This is a genomic window from Streptomyces sp. NPDC051452 (genome assembly GCF_044454765.1).
Classification (GTDB): Bacteria; Actinomycetota; Actinomycetes; order Streptomycetales; family Streptomycetaceae; genus Streptomyces.
On the sequence record NZ_JBITEB010000008.1, the window covers coordinates 137,157 to 158,131 of the forward strand.

At 71.6% G+C, this 20,975-nt stretch carries 19 protein-coding genes; 1 reads left to right on the plus strand and 18 read right to left on the minus strand.

What is annotated here, in order from left to right; genetic code table 11:
* Positions 1-219: 219 nt before the first annotated feature.
* From nusB to ACIBA9_RS20460, 13 genes are all read right to left on the minus strand, one after another.
* Positions 220-648 (minus strand): transcription antitermination factor NusB, encoded by a 429-nt coding sequence (gene nusB, locus ACIBA9_RS20400; protein WP_399364797.1) that lies wholly within the window; start codon positions 646-648, stop codon positions 220-222.
* A 2-nt stretch (positions 649-650) separates the two neighbouring features.
* Positions 651-1,217, minus strand: a complete 567-nt coding sequence (gene efp, locus ACIBA9_RS20405; RefSeq protein ID WP_033532566.1) for an elongation factor P — start codon at positions 1,215-1,217, stop codon at positions 651-653.
* A gap of 50 nt (positions 1,218-1,267) precedes the next feature.
* Complete coding sequence (locus ACIBA9_RS20410) at positions 1,268-2,374, minus strand: aminopeptidase P family protein (RefSeq protein ID WP_362164852.1); 1,107 nt, start codon at positions 2,372-2,374, stop codon at positions 1,268-1,270.
* 149 nt (positions 2,375-2,523) lie between these two features.
* On the minus strand, positions 2,524-3,429 hold the full coding sequence (locus ACIBA9_RS20415) for a Pro-rich N-terminal domain-containing protein (RefSeq protein ID WP_399364800.1): 906 nt from the start codon (positions 3,427-3,429) through the stop codon (positions 2,524-2,526).
* A 298-nt stretch (positions 3,430-3,727) separates the two neighbouring features.
* Positions 3,728-4,819, minus strand: a complete 1,092-nt coding sequence (gene aroB / locus ACIBA9_RS20420; RefSeq protein ID WP_362164849.1) for a 3-dehydroquinate synthase — start codon at positions 4,817-4,819, stop codon at positions 3,728-3,730.
* Positions 4,816-5,325, minus strand: a complete 510-nt coding sequence (locus ACIBA9_RS20425) for a shikimate kinase (protein WP_399364802.1) — start codon at positions 5,323-5,325, stop codon at positions 4,816-4,818. The genes aroB and ACIBA9_RS20425 overlap by 4 nt, the downstream gene beginning before the upstream one ends.
* 5 nt (positions 5,326-5,330) lie before the next feature.
* Positions 5,331-6,515: a chorismate synthase gene (gene aroC / locus ACIBA9_RS20430; protein ID WP_393898965.1), complete on the minus strand. Its 1,185-nt coding sequence runs from the start codon at positions 6,513-6,515 to the stop codon at positions 5,331-5,333.
* 165 nt (positions 6,516-6,680) lie between these two features.
* Positions 6,681-7,508: a shikimate dehydrogenase gene (locus ACIBA9_RS20435; protein ID WP_362164845.1), complete on the minus strand. Its 828-nt coding sequence runs from the start codon at positions 7,506-7,508 to the stop codon at positions 6,681-6,683.
* Positions 7,508-9,175, minus strand: coding sequence for an endolytic transglycosylase MltG (gene mltG / locus ACIBA9_RS20440; RefSeq protein ID WP_399364805.1), 1,668 nt, complete (start codon positions 9,173-9,175; stop codon positions 7,508-7,510). The genes ACIBA9_RS20435 and mltG overlap by 1 nt, the downstream gene beginning before the upstream one ends.
* Before the next feature lie 123 nt (positions 9,176-9,298).
* A complete protein-coding gene (gene ruvX, locus ACIBA9_RS20445; RefSeq protein ID WP_399364807.1) occupies positions 9,299-9,763 on the minus strand; it encodes a Holliday junction resolvase RuvX in 465 nt (154 codons plus the stop codon).
* Positions 9,764-9,778: 15 nt separating this feature from the next.
* Entirely contained in the window at positions 9,779-12,451 is a 2,673-nt protein-coding gene (alaS, locus tag ACIBA9_RS20450; RefSeq protein WP_399364809.1) for an alanine--tRNA ligase, read from the minus strand.
* Positions 12,451-12,798 carry a hypothetical protein gene (locus ACIBA9_RS20455; protein ID WP_393898970.1) on the minus strand — a complete coding sequence of 116 codons (348 nt, stop codon included), beginning with the start codon at positions 12,796-12,798 and terminating at the stop codon, positions 12,451-12,453. Before ACIBA9_RS20455 ends, alaS begins: the two co-directional genes overlap by 1 nt.
* A gap of 9 nt (positions 12,799-12,807) precedes the next feature.
* Positions 12,808-13,251, minus strand: coding sequence for a DUF948 domain-containing protein (locus ACIBA9_RS20460; RefSeq protein WP_399365065.1), 444 nt, complete (start codon positions 13,249-13,251; stop codon positions 12,808-12,810).
* Positions 13,252-13,422: 171 nt separating this feature from the next.
* Between ACIBA9_RS20460 and ACIBA9_RS20465 the strand changes: the two genes are divergently transcribed.
* Complete coding sequence (locus tag ACIBA9_RS20465) at positions 13,423-15,603, plus strand: ATP-binding protein (RefSeq protein WP_399364811.1); 2,181 nt, start codon at positions 13,423-13,425, stop codon at positions 15,601-15,603.
* 21 nt (positions 15,604-15,624) lie between these two features.
* On the opposite strand, the gene rpsD is transcribed toward ACIBA9_RS20465, so the two are convergent.
* From rpsD to ACIBA9_RS20490, 5 genes are all read right to left on the minus strand, one after another.
* Positions 15,625-16,239 carry a 30S ribosomal protein S4 gene (gene rpsD / locus ACIBA9_RS20470; protein WP_362164832.1) on the minus strand — a complete coding sequence of 205 codons (615 nt, stop codon included), beginning with the start codon at positions 16,237-16,239 and terminating at the stop codon, positions 15,625-15,627.
* 299 nt (positions 16,240-16,538) lie between these two features.
* Entirely contained in the window at positions 16,539-17,894 is a 1,356-nt protein-coding gene (locus ACIBA9_RS20475) for a replication-associated recombination protein A (protein WP_399364813.1), read from the minus strand.
* Positions 17,895-17,937: 43 nt separating this feature from the next.
* A complete protein-coding gene (locus ACIBA9_RS20480; RefSeq protein WP_399364815.1) occupies positions 17,938-18,594 on the minus strand; it encodes a vitamin K epoxide reductase family protein in 657 nt (218 codons plus the stop codon).
* Positions 18,595-18,858: 264 nt separating this feature from the next.
* A complete protein-coding gene (gene hisS / locus ACIBA9_RS20485; RefSeq protein ID WP_399364817.1) occupies positions 18,859-20,121 on the minus strand; it encodes a histidine--tRNA ligase in 1,263 nt (420 codons plus the stop codon).
* Between the two features lie 13 nt (positions 20,122-20,134).
* Positions 20,135-20,842 (minus strand): MBL fold metallo-hydrolase, encoded by a 708-nt coding sequence (locus ACIBA9_RS20490; RefSeq protein ID WP_399364819.1) that lies wholly within the window; start codon positions 20,840-20,842, stop codon positions 20,135-20,137.
* Positions 20,843-20,975: the final 133 nt, after the last annotated feature.

The window sequence follows — 20,975 nt, forward strand, 5'->3', positions numbered from 1 at the left end:
CCCGACGCCGCCAACCCCCCCGGCTGAGCCCCCACAACCGGCCCGCGGGGGGGGCCCCACCCCGGGGGGCCCCCCCCCCCCGGCGGCGTTCTACGGCCGTTCCGACCCCCTCCCGGAGCCTGGGGGCGGGGCCATGGTGAAGGGGCGCCGTGGGACCGTGTGGGCGGCCGGAGCGACCCGTGAGTCGTCCGGCCCCCGGTCCCCCGGCGCCCCTTTCGGCTAAGCGCGACGCAGCGTCGGCTTGAGCTCCTTCAGCCGGCCGAGCAGGCCGTTGACGAACGAGGGCGACTCATCGGTCGAGAACTCCTTCGCCAGCTGAACCGCCTCGTCCAGGACGACGGCGTCCGGGGTCTCGTCGACCCAGATCAGCTCGTACGCACCCAGCCGCAGGACGTTGCGGTCCACGACCGGCATCCGGTCGAGGGTCCAGCCCACCGCGTACTGGGCGATCAGCTCGTCGATGCGCCGCGCGTGTTCCGCGTAGCCCTCGACCAGCTGCATCGTGTACTCGCTGACCGGAGGCTGCCGCGTGTCGGACCGGGAGAGCCGGATCCAGTCCGCGAGGACCGTCAGGACGTCGGCATCGCGCTGGTCGCCTTCGAAGAGGATCTGGAAGGCGCGCTTGCGGGCCGTGTTGCGGGCAGCCACGGTTAGCTGTTCACCCGGCCGAGGTAGTCGCTCGTACGGGTGTCGACCTTGATCTTCTCACCGGTGGTGATGAAGAGCGGGACCTGGATCTGGTGGCCGGTCTCCAGGGTGGCGGGCTTGGTGCCACCGGTGGAACGGTCGCCCTGGACGCCCGGCTCGGTCTCCTGGATGACCAGCTCGACGGCGGCCGGCAGCTCGACGAAGAGCACCTCTCCCTCGTGCTGCGCCACGGTGGCCGTGAAGCCCTCGATGAGGAAGTTGGCGGCATCGCCGACGGCCTTGCGGTCGACCATCAGCTGGTCGTACGTCTCCATGTCCATGAAGACGAAGTACTCGCCGTCCATGTACGAGAACTGCATGTCGCGCTTGTCGACAGTGGCCGTCTCGACCTTGACACCGGCGTTGAAGGTCTTGTCGACGACCTTGCCGGAGAGCACGTTCTTCAGCTTGGTGCGCACGAAGGCCGGGCCCTTGCCGGGCTTGACGTGCTGGAACTCGACGACGGACCAGAGCTGGCCGCCTTCGAGCTTGAGCACCAATCCGTTCTTGAGGTCGTTCGTGGAAGCCACGGTTGCGGAATCTCCTGGACTGACGTGGACGACCCCGGGGGCACGCACTCCTACAGCGCGAGCAGCTCCTTGGTCGTGATGGTGAGTAGCTCGGGTCCGCCGTCCGCCTCGGGGCGCACGACGAGCGTGTCATCGATCCGGACGCCGCCCCGGCCTGGGAGGTGAACCCCCGGCTCGACGGTGACCGGCACGCAAGCGTCCAGTTTACCCATGGCCGCGGGTCCCAGCTGCGGGTCCTCCACGATTTCGAGTCCGACGCCGTGTCCGGTGAGCGGCGGCAGGGCCTCCGCATAGCCTGCGGAGCCCAGGACCTGGCGTGCGGCGCGGTCGACGTCACGGTAGGCGGCACCGGGCGCCAGGGACTCGCGTCCGGCACGCTGGGCCGCGAAGACCAGCTCGTACAGCTCGATCTGCCAGTCGGCCGGAGAGGTGCCGATGACGAAGGTACGGCCGATCTCGCAGCGGTAGCCGCGGTAGGTGGCGCCCAGGCACACGGAGAGGAAGTCGCCCTCCTCCACCCGACGGTCGGTGGGGCGGTGGCCGCGGCGCCCGGAGTGCGGTCCGGTGGCCACCGAGGTGGGGAAGGCGGGCCCGTCGGCGCCGTGGTCGACCAGGCGCCGCTCCAGCTCCAGCGCGAGGTGCCGTTCGGTGCGGCCGACCAGGATGGACTCCAGCAGCTCGCCGAGGGCCTGGTCGGCGATCTCCGCGCCGATGCGCAGACAGGAGATCTCCTCCTCGTCCTTGACCACCCGCAGCTGTTCGACGGCCGCGTCCAGGTCGGCGAGGTGAAGCCGCGGTTCGACCGAGCCGAGGGCCCGGTGGCGGGCCACGGTGAGATGGTGCTCCTCCACCGCCAGGGAGTCGGCGCCCTGGGCCGTGGCGAGGCCGGCCGCGACGACCGCGGGGTCGCCGTCGGTCGCGGACAGGATGTGCAGCCGCAGGTTCTCGTCCGGCCGGCCGTCGTAGGGCCGGTCCTCGGGCGGGCCGGCGCAGACGAGGAGGTCCTCGCGCCCGCCGAGGAGCAGCACGGAGCCGTGCGGGGCGGCGGCGGCGAGGTAGCGCACATTGGCGGGGCGGGTGATGAGCGCTGCCGCAGTACCGGCCGCGTTGAAGTGGTCCCTCAGCCGGGATCGGCGGTTCGCGTACACCTCTGACATGAGATGAGCGTAGGAGTTCTGGGCGATTTGCGCCGGTTGGCGAGGGCCGAGTGGGGTTCGCCGGAGACGGCCCGGCGGTGGCCTGGACGGGGGCGGACATGGGGCGCGCGCGGTTCGGCACGCCGCTGCCCGCCCAGCCGACCCCGTTCTCACCAGCTCGGCGGGCTCGCTATCGCTCTCGCCAGGACCTCGTCCAGCACCCGGGCCGTGCCCGGGACGTCGAGCTGGGAGTTGTCGACGATCGGGAGGCCCGAGCCGTACCAGCCGGCCATACGGCCGTGGATGCGGGCCACCTCCTCGTCGGTGAGGCGGCGGTTGCCGCTCCGTTCGGCGTTGCGCTCCAGGACGACGTCCAGGCCCGGGAGCAGGACGACCGGAAGCAGACCGGGGCCGACGTGCCGCTTCCAGCCGCCGAGACCGACGACCGGGCGGTCCGGGAAGACGGCGTCGTCCAGGATGCAGGAGATGCCGTTGGCCAGGAAGTTGCGGGCGGCGAAGCCACAGGTGCGGCGGGCGAGGCGGTACTGGGCCTCGGAGTTGTCGTTCCAGCCGGTCTGGGGGTCGGCGAAGCCCGAGCGGACCCATTCGCGGACGTCGTCGAGGCTGATGTGGGCCGTGGGCACGCGCCGGTGCTCGGCCCAGTACCTGGCGACGCTGGTCTTGCCCGCACCCGCCGGGCCGATCAGCAGGACCGCCAGGGTGGTGGCCGTCGGGTCGGGCACGACGGCCGCCGCGGGCGGCGCCATGGGGACGCCGACGGGGCCGCCGGGTGGCAGCGGCACGTGACCGGTGGTATCAGGGGCCGGCTGGGCCGGGGCGGGTCCGGCGGGAGCCTGCCCGGCGGGGGCGGCCGGGGGCGCCGGCGGCACCGCGACGGGCGGCATCGGTCCGGGTGGCACCGGGAAGCCGGGAGGCGGTGGCGGCGGAACCTGGGCGGGGCCCGGGGAGACCCCCGGGTGCGGGCCCGGGTGGTGTCCGGCCGACGCCCAGCCGGTGTCCGGCCCCTGCCCCGGCTGGTGGGGCGGCGGCAGCGGCGACCCCACTGCGTGCTGCATCCGTTGCCACTCCGTCTCGTCGTCTTCTGCTCGTTCGCCTCCGGGCGCCGCGGTGTACGGCATGCGGCGACGGACCCGTGGCGGCCGATGGCCCGATCGCGGTGCGTCGCCCCCGACACGCCCTACGGCTCGGTCGCGGCAGACGGGCGGTCGGCGCCGACGGGGGCGGCCTCAGCTCCTACCGAACGGTACCGTCCCCGGCCGTCGTTTGGTGAAACGACCGGGGGCGGCCCGAAGTGCCCGGTCCGCGCGACGAATCGGAGGGCGCAAAACCGGACGTACGTCGGTGATACGGGAGTTACTGCCCCACTTCGCCGTAGGCGGCGAGCAGCACCGCCGGGTCGGGGCCCTCCAGGACGGTCGGCTTACCGATGCCGTCCAGCACGATGAAGCGCAGCAGGTCCCCGCGGGACTTCTTGTCGACCTTCATCGCCTCCAGCAGCTTGGGCCACTGGTCGTAGCGGTAGTGCAGGGGCAGGCCCACGGCCTCCAGGACCGTCCGGTGCCGGTCGGCGGTCGCGTCGTCCAACCGGCCCGCCAGCCGGCCCAGTTCGGCGGCGAAGTGCATGCCCACGGCGACCGCCGCGCCGTGCCGCCACTTGTATCGCTCGTTCTTCTCGATGGCGTGGCCCAGCGTGTGGCCGTAGTTGAGGATCTCCCGCAGCCCGGACTCCTTCAGGTCCGAGGAGACGACCTCGGCCTTCACCCGGATCGACCGCTCGATCAGCTCGGCCGTGTGCGGACCCGCCGGGGTGCGGGCCGCCTCGGGGTCGGACTCGATGAGCTCCAGGATCGCCGGGTCGGCGATGAAACCGGCCTTGATGACCTCGGCGAGCCCGGAGACGTAGTCGTTGACCGGGAGGGAGTCCAGCGCCGCCAGGTCGCACAGCACCCCGGCCGGCGGATGGAAGGCGCCCACCAGGTTCTTGCCCTCGGCGGTGTTGATGCCGGTCTTGCCGCCGACGGCCGCGTCCACCATGGCGAGCACGGTGGTGGGGACGGCGATCCAGCGGACCCCGCGCAGCCAGGTCGCGGCCACGAAACCGGCCAGGTCCGTGCTGGCTCCGCCACCGACGCCGACGATGACGTCGGTACGGGTGAAGCCGGACTGCCCGAGCGCCTTCCAGCAGTAGGCGGCGACCTCGGCGGTCTTGGCCTCCTCCGCGTTCGGCACCTGGATCGCGACGGCCTCGAAGCCCTGCTCGGCCAGGTCGGCGCGGAGCGCGTCCCCGGTCTCCGCGAGGGCCTCGGGGTGGATCACCGCGACACGCTTGGCCCGTGGCCCGATCAGCCCGGCCAGCTCGCCCAGCAGCTGCCGGCCGACGAGCACCTCGTACGGGTCGGTGCCCGCGGTGCCGGCGACCTGGATCCGGGTGACTGCCTCGCTCATGCTTCCTTCAACTCCAGTGCGTCCAGCGCTGCTTGGGTGACCTCTTCGGGGGTGCGGCCGTCGGTGGGCACGACGGCGACGGCGACCTCCTCGTACAGGTGCCGCCGGGCCTCCATCAGCTCGCGCCACTGCTTGCGCGGATTGACCGCCAGCAGCGGGCGGGCCGTGTTCAGGCCGGTGCGCCGGACCGCCTCCTCGACCTCCATGGAGAGGTAGACCACCCGGTGCCCGGCGAGCAGCGCGCGGGTGTCCGCGTCGAGGACCGCCCCGCCGCCGAGCGCGAGGACGCCCCCGTGCTCGGCGAGCGCGGTGCGCACCGCCCGCTTCTCCAGGTCCCGGAAGGCGCCCTCGCCGTCGTCCACGAAGATGTCGGCGATGGTGCGACCCTGCTCGGCGACGATGTCGTCGTCGGTGTCCCGGTAGCCCGTCTCCAGCCGCTCGGCCAGCAGCCGGCCGACGGTGGACTTGCCGACGCCCATCGGGCCGACGAGCACGACCACTGGCATGGCGCTCACCGGATCCGCAGGTTGTCGAGGTAGGACCGGACGTTGCGGTGGGTCTCGGCGACCGAGTCGCCACCGAACTTCTCCGCGACCGCGTCCGCAAGGACCAGCGCGACCATGGCCTCCGCCACGATGCCCGCCGCCGGGACGGCACAGACGTCGGAGCGCTGGTGGTGGGCCTGGGCCTCCTCGCCGGTGGCGACGTCCACCGTCCGCAGGGCACGCGGCACGGTGGCGATGGGCTTCATCGCGGCCCGCACCCGCAGCAGTTCGCCGGTGGTCAGACCGCCCTCGGTGCCGCCGGAACGGCCGGTGGCCCGCCTGATGCCGTCGGGCGTCGTCAGGATCTCGTCGTGCGCCTTGGAGCCCGGCACCCGGGCCAGCTCGAAGCCGTCGCCGACCTCCACGCCCTTGATCGCCTGGATGCCCATCAGGGCGGCGGCCAGGCGGGCGTCCAGACGCCGGTCCCAGTGCACGTGCGAGCCCAGCCCGACCGGGACGCCGTAGGCCAGTACCTCCACCACGCCGCCGAGCGTGTCACCGTCCTTGTGGGCCTGGTCGATCTCCGCGACCATCGCCTCGGAGGCGTCCGCGTCCAGGCAGCGCACCGGGTCCGCGTCCAGCTTCTCGACGTCGGCCGGTACCGGGTAGACCCCGTAGGGCGCCTTGGCGGAGGCGAGTTCCACCACATGGGAGACGATCTCGATCCCGGCGGTCTCCTTCAGGTAGGAGCGCGCGACGGCACCGAGGGCCACCCGGGCCGCGGTTTCCCGGGCGGAGGCGCGCTCCAGGATCGGGCGGGCCTCGTCGAATCCGTACTTCTGCATGCCCGCGAGGTCGGCGTGGCCGGGGCGCGGCCGGGTCAGCGGCGCGTTGCGCGCGAGGTCGGCCAGCACCTCGGGGTCGATCGGGTCGGCCGCCATGACCTGCTCCCACTTCGGCCACTCGGTGTTGCCCACCATGACCGCGACCGGGGAACCGAGGGTGAGTCCGTGCCGGACACCGCCCAGGAAGGTGACCTCGTCCCGCTCGAACTTCATCCGCGCACCGCGGCCATAACCGAGCCGCCGCCGTGCCAGGTGGTCCGCCACCATCTCCGTGGTGATCGGCACGCCGGCGGGAAGGCCCTCCAGCGTCGCGACCAGTGCCGGACCGTGGGACTCCCCCGCGGTCAGCCAACGCAGCCTGCTCAACGGTGCTCCTCAGTGTTCGCGCCCGGTACTGCCCCGTGTACGCGTGTCCTCGCGTACGGCGACGGCGTGACCGGGTGCGCGAGACCGGTACGCCACCTCCGATCCTCCCACGTCCGGGGCGGGTGTCCGGCCGCCGGTCCAGCAGGCGGACGCGCCGGCGGCGGCTCAGCGGGCGGCGAGCGCCTGCTCGCCGGCGTGCCGCATGGCCGCCAGCGGGGCCGGGGAACGGCCGGTGAACCGCTCGACCTGGAGCACCGCCTGGTGGACCAGCAGGTCGAGGCCGCTGACCACGGCGCCGCCGTACATGGACCAGCGGGCCGCCAGCGCGGTGGGCCAGGGGTCGTAGAGCACGTCGAAGAGGGTGGCCGGGCGCTCGGGGACGGCGGCCGCGAGGGCGTCGGTCGTACCGGCCGGCGTGGTGGCGATCACCAGCGGGGCGCGCAGGGCCTTGGCCGCGTCCGTCCAGGGGGCCGTGCGCACGTCCAGGTCGAGGCGCTCGCCCCACGCGCGCATCTCGGCGGCGCGGGCCTCGCTGCGGACGTAGGCGACGACCTCCCCGGTGCAGATCCGGGCCAGGGCGGCGAGGGCGGAGGAGGCGGTCGCGCCGGCGCCGAGGACGGCGGCGGAGCCGACCTCGTCGATGCCGTGCTCGCGCAGCGCGGCCACCATGCCGGGGATGTCGGTGTTGTCGCCGAGGCGGCGGCCGTCCTCGGTGAGGACGACCGTGTTGACGGCGTCGACGGAGGCGGCCGTGTCGCTGATCTCGTCCAGCAGCGGGATGACCGCCCGCTTCAGCGGCATGGTCAGGGACAGCCCCGCCCACTCGGGCCCCAGCCCGTCGAAGAAGGCGGGCAGTGCGGCCTCGTCGACCTCGTGGCGGTCGTAGGACCAGTCGGTGAGCCCGAGTTCGTCGTACGCGGCCCGGTGCAGCACCGGGGAGAGCGAGTGGGCGATGGGCGAACCGAGCACGGCCGCCCGGCGGGTCACTGTCATCAGTTCTTTTTCCTCGACGCGTTCCACTCTTCGACCAGCTTGTTGTGCTCGTCGAGCGTCTTGGTGAACTTGCTGGTCTTGCCGTCCATCGAGATGAAGTAGTACCAGCCGTCGTGCGTCGGGTCGAGCGCGCCCCGGAGGGCTTCCTCGCCGGGGTTGTCGATGGGTCCCGGGGGCAGGCCCTTGGAGAAGTAGGTGTTGTACGGGTTGTCGTACTTGCGCAGCTCGGCGATGCTCAGGTCGATCTTGCTCTGGTCCTTGACGTAGTTGTACGTCGAGTCGAACTCCAGCCGACCGTAGGTCTGCGGGTTGTCGGCCTCCAGGCGGTTGTAGACGACCTCGGCCATCTTGCGGAAGTCGTCGTGGCTCGTGCCCTCGGCCTGCGCCAGGCTCGCCACGGTGAGCAGCTGCCAGGGACCGTCGAGGCCGAGTGCCTCGGCCTTCTTCACCAGGTCCAGTTCCCGGTATTTGGCGGTGGCCTGGGAGACCATGCTCCGCAGGACGGCTTCCGGCTTCTGCCCCTTGGTGACCGCGTAGCTGGAGGGGTAGAGGAAGCCTTCCAGCGGGTCCTTGAGGTTCGGGTGACCGAGCGCCCAGGTGGGCAGGCCCAGGTGCTTGTAGTCCTTCTTCGCGATGCGGGCCGTGGTACCCGCCGCCACACCGACACGCTTGTCGATCAGGCCGTAGACCGCCGTGTTGCGCAGGCCCTCGGCGATGATCAGGTTGCTGCGGCTCTTGGGGCTGAGCATCAGTTCCACCGCGCTCGCGGCGGACATCTGTTTCTCCAGGGTGTAGACACCGTCCTGGAGCGCCTTGCCGCCGGGGTTGGCCTGGAGCGCCGAGACGAAGGCGGCCGCGCTCTCGATGACGCCGGCGTCCTTCAGTTTCTGGCCGATGGCCCAGCCACCGTCTCCCTTGTTGATGGTGACGGTGACCTGCTGACCGTTGCCGCTGCCCGCGTAGTCCGGGGCCGCGCCGAAACGATTTTGGTAGTACTGGTACCCGAAATATCCGACTCCGCCGAGGCCGCCGCCGAACACCAGGACGACCACCATGCAGGCGCAGCCGGTGCGCCCCTTCTTTTTCTTGACGGGCTTGCGGCCCGCGCCCCGCCGCTCGCGCCGGCTCTGGAGTTCGTGCTCCTCCTCGTCCGGGGCGCCGCCGCCCGCGAAGAAGGCGTGGTCCTCCTCGTCGGCCGCGGGCTCCGGCTCCGGTTCCGGATCGGGGCGCCTGCGGCCCGGCGGCTGCGGTGGCGGATAGGCGTCCTCGGTGCCGTAGCGGTCCGGCTGCTCGCCATAGGCCACGGGCTGCTGGTTGTAGGGGTCACCGGGATCGGCGGCGTAGGGCACCGGGCCGTGGCCACCGGCCGCGGCCCATTCGCCCTCCTGGAGCGGCTGGGCGTGACCGGCGAACTGCTGCTCGTAAGGGGGTTCCCCCTGGCCCTCGTAGTACTGCCGCTGGTGCTGACCGTCGTAGCCGGGCTGCTGCTCCTGGCTCCAGCCGCCGTACTGCGGCTGCTGCGGCTGCTGCGGGTACTGCTGCTGCGGCTGGCCGCCGTAGGCAGACTGGCCGGCGTGCGCCTGCTGCCCTTCCCATCCGCCGTCCCCGTACAACGGGTCCTGCGGATGCCACGGTTCGGAGCCTGGGCCCCGGCCATACTCAGTCATCGATCCCCTAGAGCCGCGAGGCCGCGCGGTCGCGCGGCCGGTGGGCCGGCTTCCGTTCCGCCTCTTGCTGTGCGGCGCCTGTTCGAACACCGCCGCATCGCGCGGAACGTTACCGTATCGCGATCAGATGACCACTTCGACGCCCTCACCGGGTGGCTTGCCTGACACCCGTTCGGATTCCAGGGCCTGCTGAAGAATGACGATGGCCGCCGCCTGGTCGATGACCGAGCGGCCCTTCTTGGCTCGCACCCCCGAGGCCCGCAGCCCCTGACTGGCCGTGACGGTCGTCATCCGCTCGTCGACCAGCCGGACCGGCACCGGTGCGATGCCCCTGGCCAGTTCCCGGGCGAAGGCGCGGACCTTGACCGCGGCCGGACCCTCGCCCCCCTTGAGGGAGCGAGGGAGACCGACGACGACCTCGATCGGCTCATACTCCGCCACCAGTTGACGCAACCGGCGGTGGGCGGCGGGGACGTCCCGGCCCGGGACCGTCTCCACCGGTGTGGCGAGGATCCCGTCGGGGTCGCACGAGGCGACCCCGATCCGGGCGTCCCCGACGTCGATCGCGAGCCGGCGACCTCTGCGCATGGTGTGGGCCCGCCCCTACTTGGCGGTCTCGGTGACGAGACGCTCGACGGCCTCGACGGCCTCGCCGACGGCGGCCGGGTTCTGACCGCCGCCCTGGGCGACGTCCGGCTTGCCGCCACCGCCGCCGCCGAGGGCCTTGGCGGCGGTACGGACCAGGTCACCGGCCTTGAGACCGCGTTCACGGGCGGCCTCGTTGGTGGCGATGACCGTCAGCGGCTTGCCGTTGCTGACCGCGAACAGGGCGACCACGGCGGGCCGGCCGCCCTGGATACGGCCGCGTACGTCGAGGACCAGCTTGCGCAGGTCGTCGGCGGTCGTGCCGTCGGGGACCTGACCGGTGACCAGCGCGACACCCCGGACGTCCTTGGCGGACCCGGCGAGACCGGCGGCGGCCTGCAGCACCTTCTCGGCGCGGAACTTCTCGATCTCCTTCTCGGCGTCCCGCAGCTTGCCGAGCATCGTGGAGACCTTCTCCGGCAGTTCCTCCGGACGGCCCTTGATCAGCTCCTGGAGCTGGGCGACGACCGTGTGCTCACGGGCGAGGAAGTTGTAGGCGTCCACACCGACCAGGGCCTCGATACGGCGGACACCGGAGCCGATGGACGACTCGCCGAGCAGCTTCACCAGGCCCAGCTGGGCGGTGTTGTGCACGTGCGTGCCGCCGCACAGCTCCTTGGAGAAGTCGCCGATGGTCACCACGCGAACCCGCTCGCCGTACTTCTCGCCGAACTCGGCGATGGCGCCCTGCTTCTTGGCGTCGTCGATGCCCATGACCTCGGCGCGCACGTCGAGGTCGCGGCCGAGCACCTCGTTGATCCGCTGCTCGACGTCGGTCATCACGGCCGTCGGGACGGCGGACGGGGAACCGAAGTCGAAGCGGAAGCGGCCGGGCTGGTTCTCGGAACCGGCCTGGGCGGCGGTCGGGCCGAGGGCGTCGCGCAGCGCCTGGTGGGTCAGGTGGGTGGCCGAGTGGGCACGGGCGATGGCCTTGCGGCGCCGGTGGTCGATGGAGGCCTGGGCCTTGGCACCGACGGTGACCTCGCCGACCTGGACCACGCCCTTGTGGACGTACACACCCGGGACCGGCTTCTGGGTGTCGCGGACCTCGATGACGGCGCCCGTGTCGACCTTGATGCGGCCGGTGTCGCCGATCTGGCCACCGCCCTCGGCGTAGAACGGGGTGCGGTCGAGGACGATCTCGACCTCGTCGCCCTCGCTGGCGGCCGGGGAGGAGGCGCCGTCGACGAGGATGCCGACGATGGTGGTCTCGCCCTCGGTGTCCGTGTAGCCGATGAAGTCGGTGGCACCGGCGGAGTCGGCGATCTCGCGGTAGGCGCCCATGTCGGCGTGGCCGGTCTTCTTGGCCTGGGCGTCGGCCTTGGCCCGCTCCCGCTGCTCCTTCATCAGGCGGCGGAAGCCCTCCTCGTCCACGGAGAGGCCCTGCTCGGCGGCCATCTCCAGGGTGAGGTCGATCGGGAAGCCCCAGGTGTCGTGGAGCAGGAACGCCTTGTCGCCGGAGAGGACGGTCCCGCCGGACTGCCTGGTCTCGGTGACGGCGGTGTCCAGGATGTTGGTGCCGGCCTTGAGCGTCTTGAGGAAGGCGTTCTCCTCGGCGACGGCCACCTTCTCGATGCGCTCGCGGTCGGTGACCAGCTCGGGGTACTGCTGGCCCATCATCCGGATCACGGTGTCGACCAGGTCGAGCACGACCGGGCCGGTGGCGCCGAGCAGGCGCATGTTGCGGATGGCGCGGCGCATGATGCGGCGCAGGACGTAACCGCGGCCCTCGTTGCCGGGGGTGACGCCGTCGCCGATGAGCATCACGGAGGTGCGCATGTGGTCGGTGACCACGCGCAGCGAGACGTCCGACTGCTGGGCGTCGCCGTAGGCGACACCGGTCAGCTCGGTGGCCTTCTCGATGACGGCCATGGAGGTGTCGATCTCGTACATGTTCTGCACGCCCTGCAGAATCATGGCGAGGCGCTCCAGGCCGAGGCCCGTGTCGATGTTCTTGCTCGGCAGCTCGCCGAGGATCTCGAAGTTGTCCTTGCCGATGCCCTCGCCTCGCTCGTACTGCATGAAGACGAGGTTCCAGATCTCCACGTACCGCTCGTCGTTGACGGCGGGGCCGCCCTCGACGCCGAACTCGGGGCCGCGGTCGTAGTTGATCTCGGAGCAGGGGCCGCACGGGCCGGGGACGCCCATGGACCAGTAGTTGTCCTTCATGCCGAGGCGCTGGATGCGCTCCTTCGGCACCCCGACGACCTCGTGCCAGATGCGCTCGGCCTCGTCGTCGTCCTGGTAGACGGTGATCCAGAGCCGCTCCGGGTCCAGGCCGTAACCACCCTTGTCCTGGGGCGTGGTGAGCAGCTCCCAGGCGTACTTGATGGCGCCTTCCTTGAAGTAGTCGCCGAAGGAGAAGTTGCCGCACATCTGGAAGAAGGTGCCGTGCCGGGTGGTCTTGCCGACCTCTTCGATGTCGGGTGTGCGCACGCACTTCTGCACGCTGGTGGCGCGCGAGAAGGGCGGCTTGACCTCGCCCAGGAAGTAGGGCTTGAAGGGCACCATGCCGGCGGGGACGAGGAGCAGAGTCGGATCGTCCGCGATGAGCGACGCCGAAGGCACGACGGTGTGCCCGCGCTCCTCGTAGAAGCTCAGCCAGCGGCGGCGGATCTCAGCCGACTCCATCAGTGGTCCTCATTCCGGTTGTACGAGTGCGTCGTGTTCTCGACGTACTTCGGGTTGCTGCGGTCGTTCTCGATGGCGGCGTATCGCCGGGGCGCGGGAAGAGCCGGGTCGGCCTCGATGCCCAGCGCCTCGCCCAGCTCGGCCTCCCGCCTGGCCATGTTGTCGCGCACGTCGAGGGCGAAGCCGACCGCGCGGTCCCTCAATCGCTGGCCTGTCTCCAGGGCCTTGTTCGCCGCGCCGGCGGCCAGGCTCTCCGGGGTCAGCTGCCTGATCTTGCGGTTGACCTTGGTGGTGGCCCACACACCGGCGGCGACGCCCGTGCTGAACCAGAAGGTACGGCGGAACATCGCTCGGTCTCAGTCCCTCTTCCCGCGGGTGGCTCGCCTGCGGCGCGCGGCGGGGACCGTGCGGCCCACGATCACCGTACGCCGGGGCGACTTCGGCGGCACGTCCTCGTCGCGGCGGCTCAACGCCCGGCGCACCCCGTAGCCGAAGGCCGCGACCTTGACGAGCGGGCCGCCGAACGTGGAGGCGACGGTGGTGGACAGCGCGGAGGCGTTGGAGGTGACCTCCTGGACGTCGCTGGCGATCGCGTCGACCCGGTCGATCTGGGTCTGCGCGGAGCGTACGGCCGCGGAGGCGTCGGCGAGCAGCGGGACCGCCTGATCGGTCACCTCCGCCACGAGCTTGGTGGTCGCCTTGAGCGTCTGGGCCAGCCTCGCCAGTGCCACGGCGAGGAAGGAGACCAGGATCGCCCAGAAGACGGCCACCAGGATCCCGGCAACCTCTCCACCGGACACTGTGCGCACCCGCTCCCTGAAACGTGCTCTGAACATCTGAACCATGAAAAAGCAGTGCCCCGAGCCTATCGCGCCGGGGCCGAGGCTCCGTACCGGATTGTCGGCCGCCGGACGCGGAGTCGTGGGAAGCGATTGTACGGAGTGAACACACTTCAGTACGCTCCGTGTCCCATGCGAGGTCCTCAGAGCCCCGGCCCCCGGACGGACGCCGATCCGTCCCTCGAACTCACCGCTTTCGTCGGGCGCTCGGCCGAGCTCGCCGAGCTGGCTTCCGCGCTCGACCGCTCCCGGCTGGTGACCGTCACGGGGGTGGGCGGCGTCGGCAAGTCCCGCCTCGCCGCGCGCGCCGCGGCCCGCCGGGCGTCCGGCGGGCCGGGGGGCCGCGCGGAGTGGGGCCTGGTGGAGCTTGCGGCGGTGCGCGACCCGCAGTTCGTGGAGTACGCGGTCCTGGAGGCGCTGGGGCTGACCGACCACACCTCCCGGCTGCCCCGGGAGATGCTGCTGGAGCATCTGGCCGGCCGTCGCGTCCTGCTGGTGCTGGACGGGTTCGAGCATCTGGTGGAGGCCTGTGCCGAGCTGACGGCGGAGCTGCTGCGCAAGCTGCCGGAGCTGCGGGTGCTGGCCGCCGGCCGGCGTCCGCTGGGGCTGGCCGGTGAGCGCGTCCTCCCGCTGGCGCCGCTGGAGGAGGGCGAGGCGGTGACGCTGTTCGCCGACCGGGCCCTGACCCAGGGGCTGCGGGTGGCCGACGGCCCCGTGGTGCGCGAGCTGTGCCGTCGACTGGAGGGCATTCCGCTGGCGCTCGAGCTGGCGGCGGGGCGGCTGCGGGCCCTGTCCCCCGCGCAGTTGCTGCAGCGGCTCGACGACCGGTTCCGGCTGCTGACGGGCGGCGGGCGGGACGCGCTCCCGCGGCACCAGACGCTGCGCACGGCGATCGGCTGGAGCCATGAGCTGTGCACGCCCCCCGAGCGGCTGCTGTGGGCGCGGCTCTCGGTGTTCGCGCAGACCTTCGATCTGGAGGCGGCCGAGTACGTGTGCAGCGGGGACGGGTTGCCCGCCGAGGAGGTGCTGGACGTCCTGTCGGAGCTGCTCGCCCAGTCGGTCCTCGCCCGCGAGGAGACCCCGTCGGGCCCGCGCTACCGGATGCTGGACACCGTGCGCGCCTATGGCGCCGACTGGCTGGAGGCGACCGGGGACGCGGGCCGGCTGCGCCGGCGGCACCGCGACTGGTATCTGGGCCTGGCGATCTCGTGCGAGCTGGACTGGTTCTCGCCGCGGCAGCGGGAGGTGGCCGTGCGGATCGAGGTGGAGCTGCCGAATCTGCGGGCCGCGCTGGAGTGCTGTCTCACCGAGCCGGAGGAGGCGCACCTGGGCCAGTACCTGGCGGGTTCGCTGTGGTTCTGCTGGGTGGGCTGCGGGCGGCTGGCGGAGGGGCGGCGCTGGCTGGAGCGCAGCACGGAGCTGGAGTCGGCGTACGAGCGGTCCCGGCTGAAGGCGCTGTGGGTGCTCGGCTATGTGGCGATCCTGCAGGGCGACACCGTGCCCGCGCTGAAGGCGCTGCGCGAGTGCCGTGCACAGGCGGAGCGGTCGGCCGACGCGATGGCGGTGGCGTACGCGGAGCACCGCACCGGCTGTCTGGCCCTGGTCACGGACGACGTCGCCGACGCGGAGACGCTGCTGCGCTCGGCGCTGGAGCGGTATCGGGAGATCGGCGAACTCAACAGCAACGTGCTGATGGGCCAGGTGGAGCTTGCGATGGCGCGGGCCTTCCAGGGGGACCTGCCCGACGCGGTGCGGCTGTGCGAGGACGTGCGCCGGGTCTGCGAGGACCACGGGGAGCGGTGGGCGAGGTCGTACGCGCTCTATGTCCTGGCGTACGCGGCCTGGCGGGAGGGCGCCACGGGGCGGGCGCGTGAGCTGCTCGGGGACTGCCTGGGCGATGCGCACGCCTTCCACGACCTGCTGGGCTCGGTGCTGGCGATCGAGCTGCTGGCGCTGGTGACGGTGACGGAGGGCGATCCGGCCGAGGCCGCGGTGCTGCAGGGCGCGGCCGGCCGGCTGTGGCCCTCGGTGGGGCTGCCGCTGTTCGGCTCGGCGTACTACAACGCCCCGCACGAGCAGTGCGAGGCGGCCGCGCGGCGCCTGCTGGGCGACGCGCGCTACGAGGAGGGTGTGCGCGAGGGCGGGCTGCTGGACCGGGCGGCGGCGGTGGCGCGGGCGCTGGGGCGGGAGGGTGTGCGGCCGCTGGCCGCGTTGCCCGCCCCGCGCGGCCGGGTGCCGCGGGGCGCCGCGGAGGCCGGCAAACGCGAACCCGCCGCCTCGCCCACCCGTACGAGCGGCGAGACGGCGGGCTGAAGTGCTGCGCCGGGGCTGGGATCAGCGGGCGTAGTACTCGACGACGAGCTGCTCGTCGCAGATCACCGGGATCTCCTTGCGGTTCGGCTCGCGGTCCAGGCGGAAGGCCAGGGCGCGGAGGTTCACCTGGAGGTAGCGGGGGGTCTCGCCGTCGGGGGCGAAGCCACCCTCGCGGGAGACCTGGAAGAGCGTCTTGTCCTTGGAGCGGTCGCGGACCTGCACGACGTCGTCCGGACGGACACGGAAGGACGGCTTGTCGACCTTCTGGCCGTTGACCTGGATGTGGCCGTGGACGACCATCTGGCGGGCCTGGTAGATCGTGCGGGCGATGCCCGAACGCAGGACCAGCGCGTCGAGACGGCGCTCGAGCTCGATGATCAGGGCCTCACCGGTCTTGCCCTGCACCTTGGAGGCACGCTCGTAGGCGCGGACGAGCTGACGCTCGGACACGTCGTACTGCGCGCGCAGACGCTGCTTCTCCAGCAGACGGACCTTGTAGTCCGAGTTCTGCTTGCGGCCGCGGCCGTGCTCACCCGGCGGGTAGGGGCGGGCCTCGAAGTACTTGACGGCCTTCGGGGTCAGCGCGATGCCGAGGGCACGCGACTTCTTGACCTTGGGGCGGGACTGGTTCGCCACTTGTTTTCCTTTTCCGTTTCGGCTGCCTCAGGGTTACGGGAGGTCGCATCCGCAGCCGGGAAATCCCGGCAGGTCCGCGAAGGACTTGTCAGGCAGCCGTTCCCTTGGCTGGGCACATACGTGCAGCACACGAACGGCCCACCGTCCGGTCCCGGAAATGCGGGTGGTGGTGGGCTGCCCGCGACACCTACGAAGGTGCGCGACGCTCCTGGATCAACAGATCCGGCTGGATGTCCCGCCTGAGGCGCCGACCGGAGCCGGACACGGGACGCAGCACTTCGAGGGAGTCTACAGGGTGCTCAGGAGCGCTTGCGACCGAGATGCTGCCGGGTCCATTCGACGGCGTCGGCGTATCGGGCCTCGGCGCCGTGCCGGGTCGGGGTGTAGTACTCGCGGTCCTTGAGGGCGTCCGGGGCGTACTGCTGCTCGGCGATGCCCTCGGCCAGGTCGTGCGGGTAGACGTACCCCTGGGCGTGGCCGAGCTTGGCGGCGCCCTTGTAGTGGCCGTCGCGCAGATGGGGCGGGACCGGACCGGCGTGGCCCTTGCGCACGTCCTCCATCGCGGCGCCGATCGCGGTGGTCGCGGAGTTGGACTTGGGGGCGAGCGCGAGGGCGATGGTGGTGTGGCCGAGGGTGAGCGCGGCCTCGGGGAAGCCGATCATGGCGACGGCCTGGGCGGCGGCGACCGCGAGGGGCAGGGCGCCCGGATCGGCCAGCCCGATGTCCTCGCTCGCGGAGATCATCAGCCGGCGGGCGATGAACCGGGGGTCCTCGCCGGCCTCGATCATGCGGGCCAGATAGTGCAGGGCCGCGTCGACGTCGGAGCCGCGGATGGACTTGATGAGGGCGCTGGCGACGTCGTAGTGCTGGTCGCCGTCGCGGTCGTACTTCACCGCGGCCCGGTCGACGGTCTGCTCCAGGGTCCGCAGCGTGATGTCGGTCTCGCCCTGGTCCATCGCGGCCCCGGCGGCGGCCTCCAGGGCGGTCAGGGCCCGCCGGGCGTCACCGCCGGCGATGCGCAGCAGGTGCTCCTCGGTCTCCTCGGGGAGGCCGACGGCCCCGCGCAGGCCGCGCTCGTCGCCCAGCGCCCGCCGCAGCAGGCCCCGGACGTCGTCGTCGGTGAGCGGTTCGAGGGTGAGCAGCAGGGAACGGGAGAGCAGGGGGGAGATCACCGAGAAGTAGGGGTTCTCGGTGGTGGCCGCGATCAGGGTGACCCAGCGGTTCTCCACGGCCGGGAGCAGGGAGTCCTGCTGGGCCTTGCTGAAGCGGTGGATCTCGTCGAGGAAGAGGACGGTCTCCTTGCCGAAGCCGCCGGCGGCGCGGCGGGCGCCGTCGATGACCGCGCGCACCTCCTTGACTCCCGCGGTGATCGCGGAGAGCTCCACGAAACGCTTGTCGGTGGCCTTGGAGACAACGTACGCGAGGGTGGTCTTGCCGGTGCCGGGCGGTCCCCAGAGGATCACAGAGGACGGTCCGGCGGGACCTCCGTCGCCCTCGGCGACCAGGCGGCGCAGGGGGGAGCCGGGCCCGAGCAGATGCTGCTGCCCCACGACCTCGTCGAGCGTGCGCGGACGCATCCGCACCGCCAGAGGGCTCGCTGCCGGGTCCTTCTCCTGTCGTTCTTCCGCCGCGGCGGTGAAGAGATCGGGTTCCACGCTGAAACCCTAGAACACGGCACCGACAATCGGCGCCGGGCCGTCAGCTGGTCCAGAAGTCCCACCAGCGGGTCAGCACCAGCATGCCGATGACGCCGACGTGCAGGACCGGCAGCACCCAGGTGAACTCGCCGAAGAAGGACTTCAGCGGGCGCGGGGCCGGCAGGAAGCCGTTGCGGACGTTGAACGAGGTGACGTACCAGAACATGACGATCGTGGCGACCCAGGCCAGCGAGCACCACAGGCACAGCGCGTTGATCCGGTACAGCGACTGGAACTGCAGCCAGGTGCAGAAGCCGACGCCGAAGAGCGTGCCGAAGTTGAAGGTCAGCCAGTACCAGCGCGGGAAGCGGGCGTGGGCCAGCAGGCTCATGCCGACGCAGATCACGATGCCGTAGCAGACCAGGCCGAGCATCGGGTTCGGGAAACCGAAGGCGGCGGCCTGCTTGCTCTCCATGACGCTGCCGCAGGAGACGACCGGGTTGAGACTGCACCCGGGCGTGAAGGTCGTGCCCGCGACCTTGGCTTCCAGCAGCTTGAACTTGTCGATCGTGATGACCCAGGCGGCCAGCAGTCCGGCGGCACCGGTGATCACCAGCAGCAGGGCGAAGGCACGGCTGCCGCCCACCGCGCGCGGGGCGTCGGCGGAACGCTCGGGACCGGGTTCCGTGGAGACGTCTTTCACTGTCGTCTTGCTCATCACGCCGATTCCGTCACTTGAGAGTTGGACCATCTTCGGGCTGGGGCCATTGTGCCGCACGGAGCCGTCCGTCCACCGTTCGGTGGACGTAAGGAGGTACGCGCGGGGGCCACGGATCGCTCGATTCCGGCCGATCCCGACTCTCATGACAGCACACGCGAACGAAGCGGTACGCGCGCGTGCCCGCGGTGGACGGCCTCGATCCCGCCGCCCGGAGCGGAAGAGGGCGCCGGATGCTCCGGCGCCCTCCCCCGTGCCTCGTCGTCAGCCGAGCCGGGACTCCAGCTCCGCCACGATCTCGTTGACGCCGATCGCCGTCTGCTCGCCGGACTCCATGTCCTTGAGCTGGACGACGCCCTCGGCGAGGTCCCGCTCGCCCGCGACGAGCGTGTAGCGGGCGCCGCTGCGGTTGGCGTTCTTCATGGCGCCCTTCAGGCCCTTGTCGCCGTAGGCGAAGTCCGCCGCGATGCCGACCTTGCGCAACTCGGTGACCTTGGCGAACAGCACACGCCGGGCCTCCTCGCCGAGTGGCACGGCGAAGACACCGGTCGTGGCCGGGACGGCCGGTTCGATGCCCTCGGCCTCCAGGGCCAGCACCGTGCGGTCGACGCCCAGGGCCCAGCCGACCGACGGCAGCGAGGGGCCGCCGATCATCTCGGACAGACCGTCGTAGCGGCCGCCGCCGCCCACGGCGGACTGCGAGCCCAGGCCGTCGTGCACGAACTCGAAGGTGGTGCGGGTGTAGTAGTCCAGGCCGCGCACCAGCTTCGGGTCGTCCTCGAAGGCCACGCCCGCCGCCGTGATCAGGTCGCGGACCTCCTCGTGGTACGCCTTGCAGGCGTCACACAGGTAGTCGCGCAGCAGCGGGGCGCCCGTGAGCTGCTTCTGGACGGACTCGCGCTTGTCGTCGAGCACGCGCAGCGGGTTGATCTCGGCGCGGCGCAGGGTGTCCTCGTCCAGGTCCAGGCCGCGCAGGAAGTCCTGGAGTGCGGCCCGGTACACCGGCCGGCACTCCTTGTCGCCCAGGCTGTTGAGCAGGATGCGGAAGTCGCGCAGGCCCAGCGAGCGGTACGCCTGGTCGGCCAGGATGATCAGCTCGGCGTCCAGCGCCGGGTCCTCCGTGCCGATCGCCTCCGCGCCGACCTGGGAGAAGTGGCGGTAACGGCCCTTCTGGGGGCGCTCGTAGCGGTACTGCGAGCCCGAGTACCAGACCTTCACCGGCAGGTTGCCCGCCTTGTGGAGGTTGGCCTCCAGGACGGCGCGCAGCACGGGAGCCGTCGTCTCCGGGCGCAGGGCGAGCCGGTCGCCGCCCTTCGTCTCGAAGACGTACATCTCCTTGGTCACGATGTCGGTGGACTCGCCGACCCCGCGCGCGAACAGTTCGACGTTCTCGAAGCCGGGGGTCTCGATGTAGCCGTAGCCGGAGTTGCGCAGCGGGGCGGCGATCGCCTCGCGGACCGCCAGGAACTTGGCCGAGTCCGGCGGGATCAGGTCGTAGGTGCCCTTGGGGGCCTTGAAGGTGCTCACGGAAGCTCTCTCGTCACATTCCTCGTCGGGGAACCTCGAAGGCTCCCTGGCCGGCCGCCACCTGCCGCAGATAGGGGTTGGTGGCGCGCTCCTGGCCGATGGTCGTCTGGGGGCCGTGGCCGGACAGCACCACGGTGGAGTCGTCGAGCGGCAGGCACACGCGGCCCAGCGACTCGAGCATGTCCTCCATGGATCCCCCCGGCAGGTCGGTGCGTCCGATGAAGCCGGCGAACAGCAGATCCCCGGAGAAGAGGACCGGCGGGACGTCGGTCCTCTCGGGCATCCGGAAGGTCACCGACCCCTTGGTATGGCCCGGCGCGTGCGCGACGGAGAGGGTGAGGCCGGCCAGCTCCAGCGAGGCGCCGTCGGTCAGTTCCCTGACGTCGTCCGGCTCCCCCACGGTCAGCTCTCCCATCAGCGGCATGCCGATGGAGCGGCCGAGCGCCTTCTCGGGGTCGCTCATCATGTACCGGTCGTCGGGGTGGATCCAGGCCGGTACGTCGTGCGCTCCGCAGACGGGGACGACCGAGGCCACGTGGTCGATGTGGCCGTGGGTCAGGACGACGGCGACGGGCTTGAGCCGATGCTTCCTCAGCGTTTCCGCGACGCCTTCGGCGGCCTGATGGCCGGGGTCGATGATCACGCACTCCTCACCGGCGGCGGGGGCGACGAGATAACAGTTCGTCCCCCAGGCCCCGGCGGGGAACCCGGCAATGAGCACGATCGTCCTTCGTTGTGTCGATTAGGGACGGCTTCAGCCGCAGTCAGAGCCTACCGGCGCTGCCGTTTACTCAGCGAACCCATATACGGTACGGGGCTACACGCAGCGGTCGGCTCCCCAGGACGCCACGCGT

Excerpts from the sequence above, each read along its gene's own strand:
- alaS (WP_399364809.1), bottom strand. The coding sequence starts at position 12,451 with ATGGAGTCGGCTGAGATCCGCCGCCGCTGGCTGAGCTTCTACGAGGAG.
- ACIBA9_RS20435 (WP_362164845.1), bottom strand. The coding sequence starts at position 7,508 with ATGACAGTGACCCGCCGGGCGGCCGTGCTCGGTTCGCCCATCGCCCAC.
- ACIBA9_RS20480 (WP_399364815.1), bottom strand. The coding sequence starts at position 18,594 with ATGAGCAAGACGACAGTGAAAGACGTCTCCACGGAACCCGGTCCCGAG.
- ACIBA9_RS20415 (WP_399364800.1), bottom strand. The coding sequence starts at position 3,429 with ATGCAGCACGCAGTGGGGTCGCCGCTGCCGCCGCCCCACCAGCCGGGG.
- ruvX (WP_399364807.1), bottom strand. The coding sequence starts at position 9,763 with ATGCGCAGAGGTCGCCGGCTCGCGATCGACGTCGGGGACGCCCGGATC.
- ACIBA9_RS20455 (WP_393898970.1), bottom strand. The coding sequence starts at position 12,798 with ATGTTCCGCCGTACCTTCTGGTTCAGCACGGGCGTCGCCGCCGGTGTG.
- mltG (WP_399364805.1), bottom strand. The coding sequence starts at position 9,175 with ATGACTGAGTATGGCCGGGGCCCAGGCTCCGAACCGTGGCATCCGCAG.
- ACIBA9_RS20410 (WP_362164852.1), bottom strand. The coding sequence starts at position 2,374 with ATGTCAGAGGTGTACGCGAACCGCCGATCCCGGCTGAGGGACCACTTC.
- ACIBA9_RS20425 (WP_399364802.1), bottom strand. The coding sequence starts at position 5,325 with ATGCCAGTGGTCGTGCTCGTCGGCCCGATGGGCGTCGGCAAGTCCACC.
- aroB (WP_362164849.1), bottom strand. The coding sequence starts at position 4,819 with ATGAGCGAGGCAGTCACCCGGATCCAGGTCGCCGGCACCGCGGGCACC.
- ACIBA9_RS20465 (WP_399364811.1), top strand. The coding sequence starts at position 13,423 with ATGCGAGGTCCTCAGAGCCCCGGCCCCCGGACGGACGCCGATCCGTCC.